This is a genomic window from Pseudomonas sp. ANT_J12, assembly GCF_008370045.1.
In the GTDB taxonomy this organism is placed as follows: Bacteria; Pseudomonadota; Gammaproteobacteria; order Pseudomonadales; family Pseudomonadaceae; genus Aquipseudomonas.
Map to the genome: position 1 here is coordinate 99,961 of NZ_VOBN01000016.1, position 18,043 is coordinate 118,003.

Annotated in this window: 14 protein-coding genes; all 14 read right to left on the bottom strand. The window is 60.6% G+C overall.

Annotated features, from left to right (window positions below; all coding sequences use genetic code 11):
• Positions 1-53: 53 nt before the first annotated feature.
• The 14 genes from FQ192_RS25715 to dksA all read right to left on the bottom strand — a co-directional run bounded on the left by FQ192_RS25715 (position 54) and on the right by dksA (position 17,738).
• On the bottom strand, positions 54-1,070 hold the full coding sequence (locus FQ192_RS25715; protein ID WP_149661057.1) for a class I SAM-dependent rRNA methyltransferase: 1,017 nt from the start codon (positions 1,068-1,070) through the stop codon (positions 54-56).
• 92 nt (positions 1,071-1,162) lie between these two features.
• Positions 1,163-2,035 carry an oxygenase MpaB family protein gene (locus tag FQ192_RS25720; RefSeq protein ID WP_149661058.1) on the bottom strand — a complete coding sequence of 291 codons (873 nt, stop codon included), beginning with the start codon at positions 2,033-2,035 and terminating at the stop codon, positions 1,163-1,165.
• Between the two features lie 64 nt (positions 2,036-2,099).
• Positions 2,100-4,037 (bottom strand): acetate--CoA ligase, encoded by a 1,938-nt coding sequence (gene acs, locus FQ192_RS25725; protein ID WP_149661059.1) that lies wholly within the window; start codon positions 4,035-4,037, stop codon positions 2,100-2,102.
• Between the two features lie 430 nt (positions 4,038-4,467).
• Positions 4,468-6,132, bottom strand: coding sequence for a glucose-6-phosphate isomerase (gene pgi / locus FQ192_RS25735; RefSeq protein WP_149661061.1), 1,665 nt, complete (start codon positions 6,130-6,132; stop codon positions 4,468-4,470).
• 229 nt (positions 6,133-6,361) lie between these two features.
• A complete protein-coding gene (gene panD, locus FQ192_RS25740) occupies positions 6,362-6,742 on the bottom strand; it encodes an aspartate 1-decarboxylase (protein WP_084323050.1) in 381 nt (126 codons plus the stop codon).
• A 193-nt stretch (positions 6,743-6,935) separates the two neighbouring features.
• Positions 6,936-7,793 carry a pantoate--beta-alanine ligase gene (panC, locus tag FQ192_RS25745; protein WP_149661062.1) on the bottom strand — a complete coding sequence of 286 codons (858 nt, stop codon included), beginning with the start codon at positions 7,791-7,793 and terminating at the stop codon, positions 6,936-6,938.
• The gene (panB, locus tag FQ192_RS25750) at positions 7,790-8,590 is read right to left on the bottom strand and encodes a 3-methyl-2-oxobutanoate hydroxymethyltransferase (protein ID WP_149661063.1); all 801 of its coding nucleotides are present in this window, start codon (positions 8,588-8,590) and stop codon (positions 7,790-7,792) included. Before panB ends, panC begins: the two co-directional genes overlap by 4 nt.
• A gap of 331 nt (positions 8,591-8,921) precedes the next feature.
• Complete coding sequence (folK, locus tag FQ192_RS25755; protein ID WP_149661064.1) at positions 8,922-9,407, bottom strand: 2-amino-4-hydroxy-6-hydroxymethyldihydropteridine diphosphokinase; 486 nt, start codon at positions 9,405-9,407, stop codon at positions 8,922-8,924.
• 3 nt (positions 9,408-9,410) lie between these two features.
• On the bottom strand, positions 9,411-10,811 hold the full coding sequence (locus FQ192_RS25760) for a polynucleotide adenylyltransferase PcnB (RefSeq protein ID WP_149661065.1): 1,401 nt from the start codon (positions 10,809-10,811) through the stop codon (positions 9,411-9,413).
• Between the two features lie 738 nt (positions 10,812-11,549).
• The gene (locus FQ192_RS25770; RefSeq protein ID WP_149661067.1) at positions 11,550-12,986 is read right to left on the bottom strand and encodes a sigma-54 dependent transcriptional regulator; all 1,437 of its coding nucleotides are present in this window, start codon (positions 12,984-12,986) and stop codon (positions 11,550-11,552) included.
• 22 nt (positions 12,987-13,008) lie between these two features.
• The gene (locus FQ192_RS25775) at positions 13,009-15,963 is read right to left on the bottom strand and encodes a sensor histidine kinase (RefSeq protein WP_178129232.1); all 2,955 of its coding nucleotides are present in this window, start codon (positions 15,961-15,963) and stop codon (positions 13,009-13,011) included.
• Positions 15,947-16,123: a hypothetical protein gene (locus tag FQ192_RS25780; RefSeq protein WP_003176118.1), complete on the bottom strand. Its 177-nt coding sequence runs from the start codon at positions 16,121-16,123 to the stop codon at positions 15,947-15,949. The genes FQ192_RS25775 and FQ192_RS25780 overlap by 17 nt, the downstream gene beginning before the upstream one ends.
• Before the next feature lie 77 nt (positions 16,124-16,200).
• On the bottom strand, positions 16,201-17,091 hold the full coding sequence (gene gluQRS / locus FQ192_RS25785; protein WP_149661069.1) for a tRNA glutamyl-Q(34) synthetase GluQRS: 891 nt from the start codon (positions 17,089-17,091) through the stop codon (positions 16,201-16,203).
• Positions 17,092-17,297: 206 nt separating this feature from the next.
• Entirely contained in the window at positions 17,298-17,738 is a 441-nt protein-coding gene (gene dksA, locus FQ192_RS25790; RefSeq protein WP_149661070.1) for an RNA polymerase-binding protein DksA, read from the bottom strand.
• Between the last annotated feature and the right edge of the window lie 305 nt (positions 17,739-18,043).

An 18,043-nucleotide genomic window follows, 5' to 3' on the forward strand; every position in this document is an offset into this window, starting at 1 on the left:
ACACGCCCTGTTAAGGATTGTTCAGAAAAAAGTGTAGGAAATTTCCCGCGTGATCAAAGTTGCAGGATCAGGGTTTTCAACGGTGGCTGCTGATCCATCGACGGAAAATCCGCGCCCGGGGTCATCACCGACCATTCCCGCACCGGCCGTCCGGCCTTCTCGGCGCAGCGCAAAACCTGCTCGCGCCAGTCGTCCATGCTGACTTTCGCCAGGTTGTTGCAGCAGATCAGCACGCCGTTGTCGGCGGTGGTCAGCAGTGCCGGCTTGAGCAGGCTCTGATAGTCGCGCAGCAGGTCGACGGTGCCGAAGGCGCTCTTGGCCCAGGCCGGTGGGTCGAGCAGCACCAGGTCGTATTGACGTTGTTCCAGGCGCTCATAGCTCGGCAGTTTCTGCCCGCGACGCTGACTGATCGGCAGGCCCGCCAATTGGCGGATCGCCGGGAAGTAATCGGACTGGATGAATTCCATCGTCGGCAACTGCGGGTTGAGCAGGCCGTTTTCGCGGCCGACGGCCAGGTTGCCTTCGGCGAAGTCCAGGTTGCACACCTCGCTGGCACCACCGGCCGCCGCACTCAGGCCGACGCCGCAGGTGTAGGCGAACAGGTTGAGCACGCTTTTGTTCTGGCTGTGGGCCTTGACCCAGCCGCGGGTGTTGCGCAGGTCGAGGAACAGCAGCGGGTCTTGCCCGGCGTGACGGCCGCGAACCCGGTAGTTGAGGCCCCATTCGTGGCCGATCAGGTCTTGCAACGCGGCGTCGTCGGCGCGGTAGACGGTGTCTTCACGGTCAATGCGCGAATTGCCCCGGGAGCGGTCGTTGTAGACCAGCAGCGTGTCGAAGCCCAAGTGTTGATTGATGAGGCCGTGCAGTTCCAGCAGGGCATCCCGTTCCAGGGCTTGGTGAAAGCTTTGCACCAGCAGTTGCGGGCCGTAGCGGTCGATGGTCAAGCCGCCGGCGCCTTCCTGGCTGCCGTGGAACAGGCGATAGCAATCGGTGCCCTGCTGATGCAGTTCGGCAAGCAGGTCCTGGCGATGATCGAGGGCGGCGCGCAGCGCCTGATTCAAGGAAGACATGCTGGGCGCCTTGCAGGAGGAGGGAATTTGGCGCGGGAGTTTAGCAGTTACTGAGCTGCAAGCCGCAAGCCGCAAGCTTGAAGCTTGAAGCTCTATTCCAATAACCCCATCCGCCGCTGCGCCCGTTGCACCGAGCCATTCCTCATCGCCCAGCGCAGCATCGGCGCGCTGCGTTTGACGCTGGCGCGGATCAGTTGGCGTTGCAACGGGTTCTGGCGGACGCCGAGCATGTCGCTGGCCCAGTCCGGCAGCAGGTCGATCCCGGCCTGCATCATCAAACCGCCAAACGGCTTGGCCATACGGCTGGGGGCGGGCGCGTTGAGCAGCAGGCGCAACACCTCTCGACTGCGGGCATCGCACAGCAACTGTGGACGGATTCGCTCAAGGTAATCAGCGATTTCCTGACGGCTGCGCGGCACATCACGGGCGCCCAGGCGCTCGGCGATCACCGCGATTTCAGCGTAGTAACGGTCCTGATCCGCCACGGATAACTGCGGATTGCGATACCGCAGGTGCGCGGCGAGGAAGTTGCTGACTTCGGCCACATGCACCCAGGTCAGCAAGTCCGGATCGCTGGCGGCATAAGGTCGGCCATCCGGCGCGGTGCCGATCACCTGCAGGAGAATGGTGCGGACCTTTTCGATCAGCCAGTCGGCGTCCTTGCGCGAACCGAACGTGGTTCCGGAAATGAACTGACTGGTGCGGCGCAAGCGGCCGAGCATGTCTTCGCGAAAATTCGAGTGATCCCAGACCCCGGCCAGGGCCAGTGGGTGCAGGGCTTGCAGCATCAGCGCACTGATGCCGCCGATCAGCATGCTGCTGAAATCGCCATGGACCTGCCAACTCACCGAATCGGGCCCGAACAGGCCGGGATCGCCCTTGGGGTTCTCCAGGTCAAGCTTGCCCAAGGACAGGCCGGTCAGGCTCATGAGCTGGGTTTCGATGCGGCTGCGAATGAATTCCATGGCGACTCAGTGGTGAAAAAAAGGCGGACCTGGAATGCCTCTGTAGGCGTTCCAAGTCCGCGTGTTATTGGTTCAGGCGTTTATCAACCAGGTCCTGAACCACGCTCGGATCGGCCAGGGTCGAGGTATCGCCCAGGCTGTCCAGTTCGTTGCAGGCGATCTTGCGCAGAATCCGGCGCATGATCTTGCCCGAACGGGTTTTAGGCAAGGCCGGCGCCCATTGAATCAGGTCCGGTTTGGCGAAGCTGCCGATTTCCTTGCTGACGTGGGCCAGCAGCTCTTTCTTCAGTTCGTCGCTGGGTTCGGCGCCGTTCATGGGCGTAACAAAGGCATAGATGCCCTGGCCCTTGACGTCATGGGGGTAACCGACCACGGCAGCCTCGGCGATGCTGTCGTGCAGTACCAGGGCGCTTTCCACTTCGGCGGTGCCGATGCGATGTCCGGAAACATTGATCACATCGTCGATGCGCCCGGTGATCCAGTAGTCGCCATCCTCGTCGCGCCGTGCGCCGTCGCCGGTGAAGTAGTAGCCGGGGTAGGGCTTGAAGTAGGTGTCGACCATGCGCTGCGGATCGCCGTAGACGCTGCGGATCTGCGCCGGCCAGCTGGATTTGATCGCCAGTACGCCGCTGCCGGCGCCTTTGATTTCCTTGCCCGTTTCATCGAGCAATACCGGTTGCACGCCGAACATCGGTTGTGTGGCGCAACCCGGTTTGATCCGTTGGGCACTGACCAGCGGGCTGAGCATGATCCCGCCGGTTTCGGTCTGCCACCAGGTATCGACGATGGGGCAACGCTGCTCGCCCACGACGTTGAAGTACCAATCCCACGCTTCCGGGTTGATCGGCTCACCGACGCTGCCGAGTAATCTGAGGCTCGCGCGCGACGTTTCCTTCAACGGCTCGGCGCCTTCGCGCATCAGCGAGCGCAGGGCGGTCGGCGCGGTGTAGAAGATGTTGACGTGGTGTTTGTCGATGACCTGCCAGAAGCGTGAACTGGTGGGGTAACTCGGCACGCCTTCGAAGATCAGCGTGGTCGCGCCGTTGGCCAATGGCCCGTAGACGATGTAGCTGTGGCCGGTGACCCAGCCGACGTCGGCGGTGCACCAGAACACTTCGTCGTCGCGGTAGTCGAGCACGTATTTGAAGGTCATCGCCGCTTGCAGCAGGTAACCGCCGGTGGTGTGCAGCACGCCTTTGGGTTTGCCGGTGCTGCCGGAGGTGTAGAGGATGAACAGCGGGTCTTCGGCGTCCATCGGTTCCGGCGGGCAATCGTCGCTGACATCGCGCAGGGCCTGGTGATACCAGATGTCCCGGCCTTCGACCCAGTTCACTTCGCCCTGGGTGCGCTCGACCACAATCACCGTGCTGACGTTCGGGCAGCTCTCGAGCGCTTTGTCGACCTTCTCCTTGAGCGGCACGAACTTGCCGCCGCGCACGCCTTCATCGGCAGTGATCACGGTGCGGCAGTCGGCGTCGAGGATGCGGTCGCGCACGGAGTCCGGGGAAAATCCGCCAAACACCACCGAATGAATCGCGCCGATCCGCGCACAAGCGAGCATGGCGTAGGCGGCTTCGGGGATCATCGGCATGTAGATGCACACCCGATCGCCTTTCTTCACGCCACGGCTTTTCAGCACGTTGGCCAGGCGGCAGACGTTGTGATGGAGTTTTTTGTAGGTGATCTGGGCGGATTCGACGGGGTCATCGCCTTCCCAGATGATTGCGGTCTGATCGCCGCGTTTTTCCAGGTGACGATCGATGCAGTTGTAACTGACGTTCAGCTTGCCCCCGGCAAACCAGCTGGCTTCGCCGGTTTTCAGGTTATAGCGCTGGACGGTTTGCCACGGCGTGCTCCAGTCGAGAAAGCGCGTGGCCTGTTCGGCCCAGAAGGTGCTGGGGTGTTCGATGGATTGTCGGTACAGGCGATGGTAGTCGTCCTGACTCAGATTGGCAGCCCGGCGCACGGCATCGGCTTTGGGGAACGTGCTGATATCGAACATGACGGTTCCTTATTCTTGTTTTGCGACAAGATTAAGATGCGCCGAGTGACGAATGGGTTCAAGAGCGCAGACAAGCGAGCCGTGTAGGAGCCAAGCTTGCTCGCGAAGCAGACGACGCGGTGTATCAGATACACCGCGTCATCGTTCTTCGCGAGCAAGCTTGGCTCCTACAGCGATAGCGTCAGGTCAGCCAACAGCATTGTTGAATGACGAACCGCCATCGCGGGCAAGCCTTGCTCCTACAGCGTTAGCCGCGGTGACGCCCTGTAGGAGCAAAGCTTGCTCGCGAAGCAGGCGACGCGGTGTATCAGATACACCGCGTCATCGTTCTTCGCGAGCAAGCTTCGCTCCTACAGCGATAGCGTCAGGTCAGCCAACAGCATTGTTGAATGACGAACCGCCATCGCGGGCAAGCCTTGCTCCTACAGAATCATCCGCGGTGACGCCCACGGAAGTAGTTGATCAGGCCTTGGGTCGAAGCATCGTCAGCCGGGGTTTCTTCGCTGCCGACCAGGCGGTTGTAAACGCCTTTGCCCAGTTCTTTGCCCAGCTCCACGCCCCACTGGTCGAAGGCGTTGATGCCCCAGACCACGCTTTGCACGAAGACTTTGTGCTCATACAACGCCACCAATGCGCCGAGACGACGCGGACTGATGCGCTCGACCACCAGAGTGTTGCTCGGGCGGTTGCCCGGGATCACCTTGTGCGGTGCGAGTTTGTGCACTTCTTCTTCGCTCAGGCCCTTGTCGCGCAGCTCGGTTTCGGCTTCGGCGAGGGTCTTGCCGAGCATCAGGGCCTGGCTTTGCGACAGGCAGTTGGCGTACAGCCACTGATGGTGGTCGGACACCGGGTTGAAGCTGACGATCGGCACGATGAAGTCCGCCGGAATCAGCTGGGTGCCCTGGTGCAGCAACTGGTGGTAGGCGTGCTGACCGTTGCAGCCCACACCACCCCAAATCACCGGACCGGTATCGGTGGACACGGGCGTGCCGTCCTGGCGCACGCTCTTGCCGTTGGATTCCATGTCCAGCTGTTGCAGGTGCTTGGTGATGTTGCGCAGGTAGTGGTCGTACGGCAGGATCGCGTGGCTTTGCGCGCCCCAGAAATTGCCGTACCAGACACCGAGCAACGCCAGCAGCACCGGCATGTTCTGTTCGAATGGCGCGCTCTGGAAATGCTGGTCCATGGTGTAGGCACCGGACAGCAGTTCTTTGAAGTTCGACATGCCGATGGCCAGGGCAATCGGCAAACCGATGGCCGACCACAGCGAGTAACGCCCGCCGACCCAGTCCCACATCGGGAAGATGTTCTCTTCACGGATACCGAACGCCACGGCTGCGGCGTTGTTGCTCGATACCGCGATGAAGTGGCGATACAGCTCGGCTTCCGAACCACCCTGGGCCAGGTACCAGGCACGTGCGGCCTGGGCATTCTTCAGGGTTTCGAGGGTGTTGAAGGATTTCGACGAGACGATGAACAACGTGGTCTCGGCGCGCAGCTTCATGGTCAGCTCGTGGAACTCGCTGCCGTCGATGTTCGCCAGGTAGTGGCAACGCACGCCTTTCTGGGCGTAGGACAGCAGTGCTTCGGACACCAGCTCAGGGCCGAGGAACGAGCCACCGATGCCGATGTTCACCACGTCAGTGATTGGCTTCTCGGTGTAGCCGCGCCACAGACCGTCGTGGATACGGCCCACGAGGTCGGTGATCTGGTTCAGTACCTTGTGCACTTCCGGCATCACGTTGACGCCGTTGACCGACAACTTGTCGCCCACCGGACGACGCAATGCAGTGTGCAGCGCCGGGCGACCTTCGGAGGAGTTGACGATTTCGCCGTCGAACAGCGCTTTGATTGCGCCCTTGAGGTCGACTTCGTTGGCCAGGCCCACCAACAGGTTGCGGGTCTCGGCGTTGATCAGGTTCTTCGAATAATCGAGAAACAGACCGCAGCTGCTGAGGGTGAATTGGGTAAAGCGCTGCGGGTCGGCATTGAAGGCTTCGCGCATGCTGAAATCCTGCATGGCTTGGCGGTGGTCTTTCAACGCTTGCCAGGCGGGCAGAGCGGTAACGTCGTGAGGAGTGCGGTAGTACGCCATCGCTGCGATTTTCCTTTTACTTGAACTGCCTTTAAGACACTGAAGATCCCGGAATGTCCCGTCCATTGGGAGGGCTACGTCCGGTCAATCTGCGTGGACACGATTAAATAGCGCAGGGCGGTAACAGTAAACCTCGCGTGTGGATCTGTCTTCGCTTTGTATGACTGGTTTTCTGTACTTTTTTAACATTCAAACCGCAAATCCCCCGACAGACGGACGGAGGCTGCGATCAGGCCACCTGAACCGGGATGGCGTTGCTGGTGTGGCTCAGCTCATTGCCCGGCGCCATGTACAACATGCGCGGCTTGAAGTTGAGCAGTTCGGCCTCGCTGTAATGCGCGTAGGCACAGATGATCACCCGGTCGCCCACCTTGGCTTTGTGCGCCGCAGCGCCGTTGACCGAGATCATGCGCGAGCCTGCTTCGCCACGAATCGCGTAGGTGGTGAAACGTTCGCCGTTGTCGACGTTATAAATCTGGATCTGTTCGTATTCACGGATGCCGGACAAGTCCAGCCATTCGCCGTCGATGGCGCAAGAACCTTCGTAATCGAGAACTGCGTGGGTGACTTCGGCGCGGTGAAGCTTGGCCTTGAGCATGATGGCGTGCATGAGTGGTGTCCCAGGTCGGAATCGAACGGCGGGCATATTGCCCGAAGGCTTGAGGGGCGGCAATACAGGGCGAAGCCGCGCGGGAGCGTGCAGGAGCGAGGCTTGCCCGCGAAGAGGCCGTCACGTTCGACATCTTCATCGACGGATAGGACGCCTTCGCGAGCAAGCTTCGCTCCTACAGGTTTCTGCGGTGTCAGGACGCGTCGAGGTTCAGGTGCAGGTTGTCGATCAACCGCGTCGTCCCGAGGAACGCCGCCACCAGAATCACCAGGTCCCGATCTTCCGGGGTCGCCGGACGCAAGGTCACGGCATGGCGGATTTCCAGGTAGTCGCTACGCAAACCCGCCGCTTCGAGCTGTTTAACCTGCCCGTCGATCAGCGCAGGATAATCGCGCTCACCCTGTTTAATGGCCTCGGCAATCGTCGCCAGCGTGCGGTACACCACCGGCGCGGTCGCACGTTGTTCTTGGCTGAGGAAGCCATTGCGCGACGACAGCGCCAGGCCATCGGCGGCCCGTACGGTCGGTTCGCCGATGATCTGGATTGGCATGTTCAAGTCATGCACCAGCGCGCGAATCACCGCCAGTTGCTGGAAATCTTTCTGGCCGAAGATCGCCAGGTCCGGCTGGACCATGTTGAACAGCTTGCTGACTACGGTCGCCACGCCTTCGAAATGCCCCGGACGGCTGGCGCCGCACAGGCCTTCGGACAATTGCGGCACGCTGACCCGGGTCTGGCCGGCCATGCCGTCGGGGTACATTTCTTCGACAGTGGGGGCGAACAGCAAGTGGCAACCGGCCTGGAGCAGTTTTTCCTGGTCGGCTGTCAGGGTTCTCGGGTACTTGTCGAGGTCTTCGCCGGCGCCGAATTGCAGCGGGTTGACGAAGATGCTCGCGACCACGAAATCCGCCCGTTGCGCGGCTTTGGTAATCAGCGCGACGTGGCCGCTGTGCAGGTTGCCCATGGTCGGGACGAAGGCGATTCGCTTGCCTTCACCGCGGGCACGGGCGATGGCAGCCCGCAGTTCGCGGACGGTTTTGACGGTGTTCATGCAGAGAATCCGTGTTCGATACCTGGGAAAGAGACGGTTTTGACTTCAGCGACATAAGCGCTCAAGGCTGCGTGAATGCTGGCCTGGCCATTCATGAAGTTCTTCACGAACTTCGGCACGCGCCCAGTGATGGACAGGCCGAGCATGTCGTGCAGCACCAGGACCTGGCCGTCGGTGCCGCTGCCAGCGCCAATGCCGATCACCGGAATGCCCACGGCCTGAGTGATTTCAAGCGCCAACTCGCTCGGTACGCATTCGAGCAGCAGCATGGAGGCACCGGCCTGTTCCAGGGCGATGGCGTCGGCGCGCATCTGCCGGGCCTGGTTTTCGCTGCGACCCTGGACTTTGTAGCCGCCCAGGATGTTGACCGCTTGTGGGGTCAGGCCCATGTGCGCGCACACCGGCACACCACGTTCGGCCAGCAGGCGGATCGAGTCCGCCAGCCACAGGGCGCCTTCAACCTTGATCATGTGCGCGCCGGCCTGCATCAACGTGGCGCTGTTGATCATGGTCTGGTCGAGGGTGGCGTTGGCCATGAACGGCAGGTCGGCGAGGATCAGGGCGTCGCTGTTGCCGCGTTTAACGGAGGCCACGTGGTAGGCCATTTCCGCGGTGGTAACGGGCAGGGTGCTGTCGTGACCTTGCAGAACCATGCCGAGGGAGTCGCCCACCAGCAGCACTTCGACACCGGCCTCGTTGCAGGCGTGGGCGAAGGTCGCGTCATAGCAGGTCAGCATGGTGATTTTTTCACCTTTCTGCTTGAGGCTCTGGAGCGTGGTCAGGGTGATGGCTGGCATGTAAAAAATCCTCGTTCAGGCGCTATGGAAACTACTGCGAGTAACGCGCGTGATTCTTCATTTACTCAGGCGCACGGTCTTTTGTCGTGCTTATAAGGCCTGGATTGCGCCCTTTAGCGCCACGTTGGCGGCAGCGGGACGCCTATAGTCGTGAGGAGGACTCGGGAAGTCAATTGTGTGTGTTACCGCGTTGTTACGGTGGGGGTGTTACCGGCGGAAATAGACGCTTGCAGGAGCAAAGCGTGCTCGCGATGGCGTTCGGTCAGTCGGCCTGGGGGCTGAATGTCAGGCCGCAATCGCGAGCAAGCTTTGCTCCTACGGGGGATTTGCGTCAGTTTTGGGAAAGGCGCTCCAACCCGATGAACGGGCAGGCGGCGAGCAATTCGCTGAGAGTCCGGCCATCCGCCAGGCGCAAATCCACAGGCGCCAGTTCGGCCAGCGGATACAGCACGAAGGCACGTTCCTGCAGGTGGTAATGCGGCACCTTGAGCCGAGGCTCGTCGATCAGGCGATCACCGAACAACACGATGTCGAGGTCCAGCGTGCGTGGCCCCCAACGTTCAAGACGTTCGCGGCCCTGTTCGTTCTCGATGGCTTGCAGCGCATCGAGCAGTTCCAGTGGCGCGAGGTCACTGTCGAGGGCGGCGACGGCGTTGGTGTAGCGGGGTTGGCCGGGCAGCAGCGAATCGCTTTGGTAAAACGCGGAGACGCCGACCAGTTCGGTTTTCGGCAACCGCGCCAGCGCCTCGACGGCGCTGCGCAACTGTTCGGCGGGGTCAGCCAGATTGCTGCCCATGCCGATGTAGATGCGTTCCATGACTTACTCGCCCGTGGTGCTCGGGGCGCCAGCCGTGCGTTTGCGCTTGGCGCCACCGCTGCGACGACGCTTGCGCGGGGCGCCGGTGCCTTCATCTTTGCCGCTGAGGTCGCGGATCATGTCGCGACGTTCGCTGTCGTTGGCGTCCTGATAATCGGTCCACCATTCGCCCAGGCCATCGGTCTGCTCGCCGGCGCTTTCGCGCAACAGCAGGAAGTCGTAACCGGCACGGAACCGTGGGTTGTCGAGCAACAGGTCGGCGCGTTTGCCGCTGCGACGTGGCAGACGCTCCTGCATGTCCCAGATCTCGCGGATCGGCATGGTGAAGCGTTTCGGGATTGCGATGCGCTGGCACTGTTCGGCGATCAGTTCGTGGGCCGCTTCCTGCATCGCAGGGATTGGCGGCATGCCACGCTCTTGCAGACGCAACACACGAGCCGGCAGGGCAGGCCACAACAAGGCTGCAAACAGGAACGCCGGGGTCACCGGTTTGTTCTGCTTGATCCGCAGGTCGGTGTTGATCAGCGCTTCACTGATCAGCGTGTGCGTGTACGTCGGGTTGTATTCCAACGCCTCGGCACTCGCCGGGAACAGGGGATCGAACAGCTGCAAGTCGACCAGCATCTCGAAAGTGTCCGCGGCATGGCCGGAGAGGAACAGCTTGAGCACTTCTTCGAACAGGCGTGCCGACGGGATCTCGCGCAGCATCGGCGCCAGGTCGCGGATCGGCGCGGCGCTGTGTTTTTCGATACCGAAATTCAGCTTGGCGGCGAAACGCACGGCCCGCAGCATCCGTACCGGGTCTTCCTGGTAGCGTTGCTTCGGGTCGCCGATCAGGCGGATCAAGTGATTGCGGATGTCGTGTACGCCGTTGGCGTAGTCGAGAATGCGCTCGCTGACCGGATCGTAATACAAGGCGTTGATGGTGAAGTCGCGGCGTTGCGCGTCTTCTTCCAGGGTGCCGTAGACGTTGTCACGCAGGATGCGCCCGCTCTCGTTGCGGGAAGACTGGTTGCTGTCTTCCTCTTCATCGTTTTGCGGGTGATTGGCGCGGAACGTCGCGACTTCAATGATTTCGCGACCGAAGTGGATGTGCACCAGTTTGAAGCGACGACCGATGATCCGCGCATTGCGGAATTCGGCCCTGACTTGTTCAGGGGTGGCACTGGTGGCGACGTCGAAATCCTTCGGCGTGATGCCGAGCATCATGTCACGCACACAACCGCCGACCAGGTAAGCCTGGTAACCGGCGTTCTGCAGGCGTTCGACGATATTCACCGCGTAACGGCTGAATTGCGCCTTCTGCAGCGAATGTTGGCCGCTGTTAAGCACTTCAGGCGTGCTGCGGATGTGTTGCGTATGACGCTTGGGAGAACGGAATGACTGGAACAGCTTCTTCAGCATGGGATGCACTGTTTGAAGGAATGTTCGGCCATAACGAAGAATGACCGCATGATGGGCCGGGATTCTAGCATTTAGTCGGGGGATGGTGTAGGACACAGCAAATATGAGCTGTAAGCCGCAAGCTTTAAGCTGTCAGCGACGGGCGCTTGGGGCGTTTTTATCAAATCGCAGAAACTACAAGGGGAGCCGAAGCTCCCCAAGAAGTAGTTGCATGCTCTATTTTTATTATTGGTTTCGGGCTTTTTGTTTTTGTTAAGTGCCCTCGTCATGAAGTTTTTCCTTCATGACCCTCCCAATCGGGAGCCAAGAGCAAACGGATTGCTTTGGTCGCTGTGTTGCAGTGATCTTGCGATCCAACCAGTTCAGGCTCTGTCTTAGGACAGTTTTTGTTGTTCTCGGCCTGGTCGTGGGGCAAGCCCCAAATACAACGCCTCTCCAAAAGAATCAGTTAGCTGCGCCTCTCGCCGTCTTGTTTTTATTGTGCGTGAGTCGATTCGTCTTATTTTTATTGTCTTGTGCATTGCTTGTTATTGTTCTTGTACTAAACATATAGCAGGGTGCGTGCCAACTTTTGTGAAGCCCAGCAAAACAAGGGGTTAGGCCAGGTAACAAGGTTTTTCGGGGCCAAAAAAAACCGGGGCTTCGTTACCGTAAGCCCCGGCTTCTGTTACGTGAAAAGACTGGGGTAACAGTTTTTTCACACAATCACGTGTTACCCGCACACCTGACAGGTGACGTTCAGCTCTCGCTGGCGACACCGGTCTTGCGCCGTGGAATGCCCAGGCGCTGGCGCCGTTCCCACAGGCATTTGCGGCTGACCCCGAGTTTGCGGGCCAGTTCGGTTTCGGTCATGTGGTCCTGATGCTCGAGGACGAAGTGCTGGAAGTAGTCTTCCAGCGACAGGTCTTCGGTCGGCTCATGGCTGTTGTTACCGGCGGCGTTGCCCTGTTGTGGGGGCAGCCCAATGAAATCGTCATCGTCCAGATCGCTCAGTTCGATGTCGATGCCCAGCAACTCGGCGGAGATTTCCGGGCTCTCGCACAGGATCACCGCGCGTTCGACCGCGTTTTCCAGTTCGCGCACGTTCCCCGGCCAGGTGTAGTGACGAATTGCCTGCTCGGCATCCGGGGCAAACTTCAGATCGGTGCGGTTGACCCGCGCGCTCTGCCGCTTCAGGAAGGCCTCGGCGATTTCGTTGACGTCGGCACCGCGCTCGCGCAGGGCCGGCAGTTTCAGGGCAATCACGTGCAGACGGTAATAAAGGTCTTCACGGAACTGGCCGATCTTCGCCAAGCTCTTGAGGTCCCGGTGGGTGGCGGCGATCAGGCGCACATCGACCTTCTGCGACTGCACCGAACCAACCCGGCGGATTTCACCTTCCTGCAACACGCGCAGCAGGCGGGCCTGGGCTTCGAGGGGCAGTTCGCCGATCTCATCGAGGAACAGCGTGCCGCCGTCCGCCGCTTCCACCAGCCCGGCACGCCCGGCGCTGGCGCCAGTGAACGCACCTTTTTCGTGGCCGAACAGTTCGGACTCGATCAGGCTTTCCGGGATGGCCGCGCAGTTCACCGAAATCATCGGCGCCTTGGCGCGTTTCGACAGATTGTGCAGGGCGCGGGCCACCAGTTCTTTACCAGTACCGGACTCGCCCTGGATCAAGACATTGGAATCGGTGGGGGCGACTTTGCGGATCTTGCTGTACAGGTCCTGCATCGGCGGACAGGAGCCGATGATGCCGATCTCGCCATTGCTGTTATCGACGCCCGGTTTCGCCGCGCCATTGGCAGCTTTGCCGACCACAGGTTCACCTGCGGCGGGGGACGACTGGCGATCACGCAGGATGCGCGCAACGGCCTGGAGCATCTCATCGTGATCGAAAGGCTTGGCGATGTAATCCACCGCGCCCATCTTCATGGAGTCGACGGCCGAACGCAGGCTGGCGTAGCTGGTCATGATCAGCACCGGAGTGCCCTGACCGAGCTTGATCAGTTCAGTGCCCGGTGCGCCAGGCAGGCGCAGGTCACTGACGATCAGGTCAAACGAGGGAATGCTGAAACGCTCTTGTGCTTCCTGCACGGATCCGGCTTCGCTGACCTGGTACTGATTACGTTCCAGCAGACGGCGCAAGGCGGAGCGGATAATTGTTTCGTCTTCGACGATCAAAATGTGCGGCATTGATTCGATACTCTCGACGGTCTCAGTTCACAGCGGACGTCGCTTCGACATGACGCGGCAAAGTCACCCGGATACGGGTACCGCGTTGGCTTTGAACATCAGCCGGGCTGTCGATGGTGATTTGTCCATAATGCTCTTCAACGATGGAATAGACCAGTGCAAGGCCCAGACCGGTGCCTTCGCCAGGATCCTTGGTGGTGAAGAAAGGTTCGAACAATCTATCCATGATGTTCTTCGGAATACCGCTGCCTTCGTCTTCCACGATCAGGTCGACCGTGTGTTCGCCGGCTTCGCTTTTGACCCGTACCGCACTGTGCGGCGGTGAGGCGTCGCGGGCGTTGGAGAGCAGGTTGATCAACACCTGGGCCAGCCGCTGGGGGTCGCCTTCGACCCAGTGATCGGGGTCGCACAGGTTATAGAACTGGACTTCGAAATTGCGCCGGTTCAGGGCCAGCAAGCCGATGGCATCCTGGGCCACTTCCGCCAGACAGACGGGCTCGTCGCTGTGCTGATGACTACCGGCGTGGGCGAAGCTCATCAACGACTGGACGATGCGCGACACGCGTTTGGTCTGCTCCAGAATCTGTCCGCTGATTTCCGTTAGCTCGGCATCTTCCTCGCGCTCTTCGCGCAGGTTCTGCGCCAGGCAGGCGATGCCGGTGATCGGGTTGCCGATTTCATGGGCCACGCCCGCCGCCAGTCGGCCAATGCTCGCCAGGCGCTCGGAGTGCACCAGTTTGTCTTCGAGCATCTGGGTTTCGGTCAGGTCTTCCACCAGCAGTACCAAACCACTGTTACCCGGAGCGAGCGGTTCGTCGATGGCCGCTTTGTGCAGGTTCAACCAACGGGTCTGGCCATCGAGGGCCAGGTGCTGTTTGTGCAAGTGCTCGTCGGGCAGGTTGATAAAGCCTTGGAGCAATTCTTTCCACGGATCGCCAATCGTACTCAGACGCGAACCGACCACGCGCTGCGCGGCGATCCCGGTCAGCTCTTCCATGGCTTTGTTCCACATCAGGATCTCTTGATCCTTGGCCAGGGAGCAGACGCCCATCGGCAGTTCCTGCAAGGTCTGGCGGTGGTAACGGCGCAGGGCATCGAGTTCAGCCGCCAGGCCGGTAAGGCGCGAGTGGTAATCCTCGAGACGGCTTTCGATGAAGTGAATGTCTTCGGTCACATAGTTTTCGCCGCCGGCCTTATAAGGCAGGAAGGTTTCGACCATGTCCTGGGCGACGCTCGGTCCCATCAGGCCGGAAAGGTTGGCTTCGATGCGGTCACGCAAACGACGCAAGGCATACGGCCGGCGCTCGTCGAAGGGCAGATAGAGATCGCGCAGGGCTTGTTCGACTTCCTTCTGTGCAGCCTTGGCGCCCAGGGGTTTGGCCAGTTGCGTGGCGAATTCCTGGGGCGAAGCGGCGTGCAGTTCCCGACGTTGCGGGCGACGAACGTTGTCCACCGCACACGCTTCGGCGGCGCTGGCCTCTTCCGGGCTGGCGTTGGTGAACAGCGAGATCAGGGTGAACATCAGCACGTTGGCGGCCAGCGAGGCAATCGCCGCCATGTGCCAACTGGTGTCGTCGAGCACGTAGATCATGTTCAGCAGCGGAATGTAGAAACCCTGCAGATTGCCCACCAGCGGCATCAGCATGGTCACCATCCACACCAGGACCCCGGCGAGCAAACCAGCGATGAAGCCACGACGGTTGGCGGTCGGCCAGTACAGGACCGAAAGAACGCCCGGCAAGAATTGCAGGGTGGCGACGAAAGCGACGATGCCGAGGTTGGCCAGGTCTTGCTCCGCGCCCAGCAGCAGGTAGAAGCCGTAGCCGGCCATGATGATCGCGACGATCAGCGCCCGGCGGGTCCACTTCAGCCAACGGTAGATATTGCCTTCGGCCGGCGGCTGATACAGCGGCAGCACCAAATGGTTGAGCGCCATCCCGGACAGCGCCAGGGTGGTGACGATGATCAAGCCGCTGGCCGCCGACAAACCGCCGACATAGGCCAATAGCGCCAACGCCTTGTTGTTGGCGGCGATGCCGATGCCCAGCGTGAAGTATTCCGGATTCGTCGTGGCGCCGAGTTTCAGCCCGGCCCAGAGAATCAGCGGCACCGCCAGACTCATCAGCAACAGGAACAGCGGCAAGCCCCAGCTCGCACTGACCAGCGAGCGCGGGTTGAGGTTTTCGGTAAAGGTCATGTGGTACATGTGCGGCATCACGATCGCCGAGGCGAAGAACACCAGCAACAACGTGCGCCACGGGCCTTCCTGCAGCGGCGTGTGCAGGGCGGCGAGGGCGGTCTGGTTTTGCAGCAGCCACAGTTCCAGCTGTTGCGGGCCATCGAACACACCATACAACGCGTACAGGCCAACGCCGCCGATGGCGATCAGCTTGATTACCGATTCAAAGGCAATCGCGAACACCAGGCCTTCGTGTTTCTCCCGCGTCGCAATGTGCCGCGAGCCGAAGAAGATCGTGAACAGGGTAATCAGCGCGCAGAAGCTCAGGGCCACGCGGTGCTGCACCGGTTCGCGGGTGAGGATGCCGATGGAGTCGGCCACCGCTTGAATCTGCAACGCCAGCAGCGGCAGCACGCCGATCAGCATGAAAATCGTGGTCAGCGCGCCGGCCCAGGTGCTGCGGAAGCGGAAGGCGAACAAGTCCGCCAGCGACGACAGTTGATAGGTGCGGGTGATCTTCAGGATCGGGTACAGCAACACCGGCGCCAGCAGGAATGCACCGGAGACGCCTAGATAGCTGGAGAGAAAGCCGTAGCCGTACTGATAGGCCAGGCCGACCGTGCCGTAGAACGCCCAGGCACTGGCGTAAACCCCCAGCGACAGGGTGTAGGTCAGCGGGTGGCGAATGATCGCGCGCGGGATCATGCCCCGTTCGCTGATCCAGGCGACGCCGAACAGCACCGCCAGGTACGCGGCGCTGATCAGGATCATCTGGGTCAGGCTAAAGCTCATCGGCATCTTTTTGGCTCTGCAGGATGAAGGTCACGACAATCAGGATCAACCAGAGCAGATACGGCCGATACCAGGCACCCGTGGCGTCGATCCACCAATCCATGATGGCCGGGGAGAACAGGTAAATCCCCACTACCAAAAGCAGGACCAAGCGATAGATGTACATCCCGGCCTCTCTTTTTTATGCGCGTGCCCGAAAACGTGCGGCGATGGTAACGGATGGCAGCGCGACTGCAAGTGCCATCACTGTAGTTGCGCTTCGGGCAGGGTCAGTGTGCGCGGGATCTTCGATGCATCCCAGTGGGCAATGCCCCAATCCAGCACTTCCCGGGGCGTGGCGTAGGCCAGTTCAGCCCCCGGATTCTGCCCCAGCGCCCGCAAGGCCCGCAGCAACAGTGGCGTGGCCTGATCTTCCGCCAACGGCGGCGAACGGTAGGATTTGCCGAGCTTGTTGCCATCGGGCTGGATAATCAGCGGCACATGCAGGTAGCGCGGTTGGTGCAGGCCGAGCAGTTCCTGCAGGTAGAGCTGGCGTGGCGTGGAGTCGAGCAGGTCGGCGCCGCGCACGATATCGGTGATGCCCTGCCAGGCGTCATCGAGGACCACGGCCAATTGATAGGCGTAGAGCCCGTCGCGGCGACGAATCACGAAATCGCCGACCTCCCGGCCCAGGTGCTGAAGGAATTCGCCTTGTACCCGGTCGATAAAGTGATATTCCAGCTCCGGCACGCGCAGGCGAATCGCGGCGTCTTCGGTGCCATGCCCGGCATTGCGGCACAGGCCCGGGTAAATGCCGTGATACGGCTCCAGTTGTTTGCGCGAACAGGTGCAGGCGTAGGCCAGGCCATGATTGAACAGGCGATTGAGCACTTCGGCGTAGGCGTCGTGACGATCGCTCTGGCGCACCAGCTCGCCGTCCCACTCGAAACCGTAGCTTTCCAGCGCGTTGAGAATCGCAGCCTGAGCGCCAGGTTCTTCCCGGGGCGGGTCGAGGTCTTCCATGCGCATCAGCCAACGCCCCCCCACGGAGCGGGCGTCGAGGTACGAGGCCAGCGCGGCGACCAGCGAACCGAAGTGCAGGTGGCCGCTGGGCGTGGGGGCGAAGCGGCCGATGTAGGGGGCGGAGGCAGTCATAAGGGCCGATATTAGGCTGTTCAATCGTTTTGGGCACGGCTTGAAGCCGCCTTCGCGAGCAAGCTCAGCTCCTACAGGAGATTGCGCAAGCCTGTGTAGGAGCGAAGCTTGCTCGCGAAAGCGATTTCGAATTCGCCATAGGCGCCAGCAAATGTCAGAAACAAAAACGGAGCGTTCGCACGCTCCGTTTTTAATTCAAGTCGAGATTACTTGCCGACTTGCTTTTCCTTGATTTCCGCCAGGGTCTTGCAGTCAACGCACATGTCGGCGGTAGGGCGGGCTTCCAGTCGCTTGACGCCAATCTCGACGCCGCAGGACTCGCACCAGCCATATTCTTCGTCTTCGATCAATTGCAGCGTCTTGTCGATCTTCTTGATCAACTTGCGCTCACGGTCGCGGGCGCGCAATTCAAGGCTGAATTCTTCTTCCTGGCTGGCACGATCTGCCGGGTCAGGGAAGTTGGCCGCTTCGTCTTTCATGTGATCAACCGTACGGTCGACTTCCTGCATCAAGTCCTGTTTCCACTTATTCAGGATCTTGGTGAAGTGAGCGCGCATGGGCTTGCCCATGTACTCCTCGCCCTTTACTTCTACGTAGGGTTCGAAGCCGCTGATCGACTGGTTTTGCTGCTTTGCTTGGGTGGGCATGAAATGGACCGCCTCTACTCTTGTAATCCATTGCGCAGGATTGCTCCATCACCGACACCTGCCGGCCCTGCGGCTGCAAGCGGGCGAACTTACCAGATCAAAACGGGCCGCGCTACTCCCGGATGTCGAGGTAGTGGCCCAGGGTGCTTGCAAATGATTGCAAAGCCTTGTCTGGTGGTGTTGGAGGCCTGATCAAATATTGATTTTAGTCAAAGCTGAGACACTCGCTTGAGTCGTTTGCAGCCCCGGTTATACGGCTCTGACCGCTTTAGGTTCTCCCTCGTTCCAGCGGATAGGTAGAATCG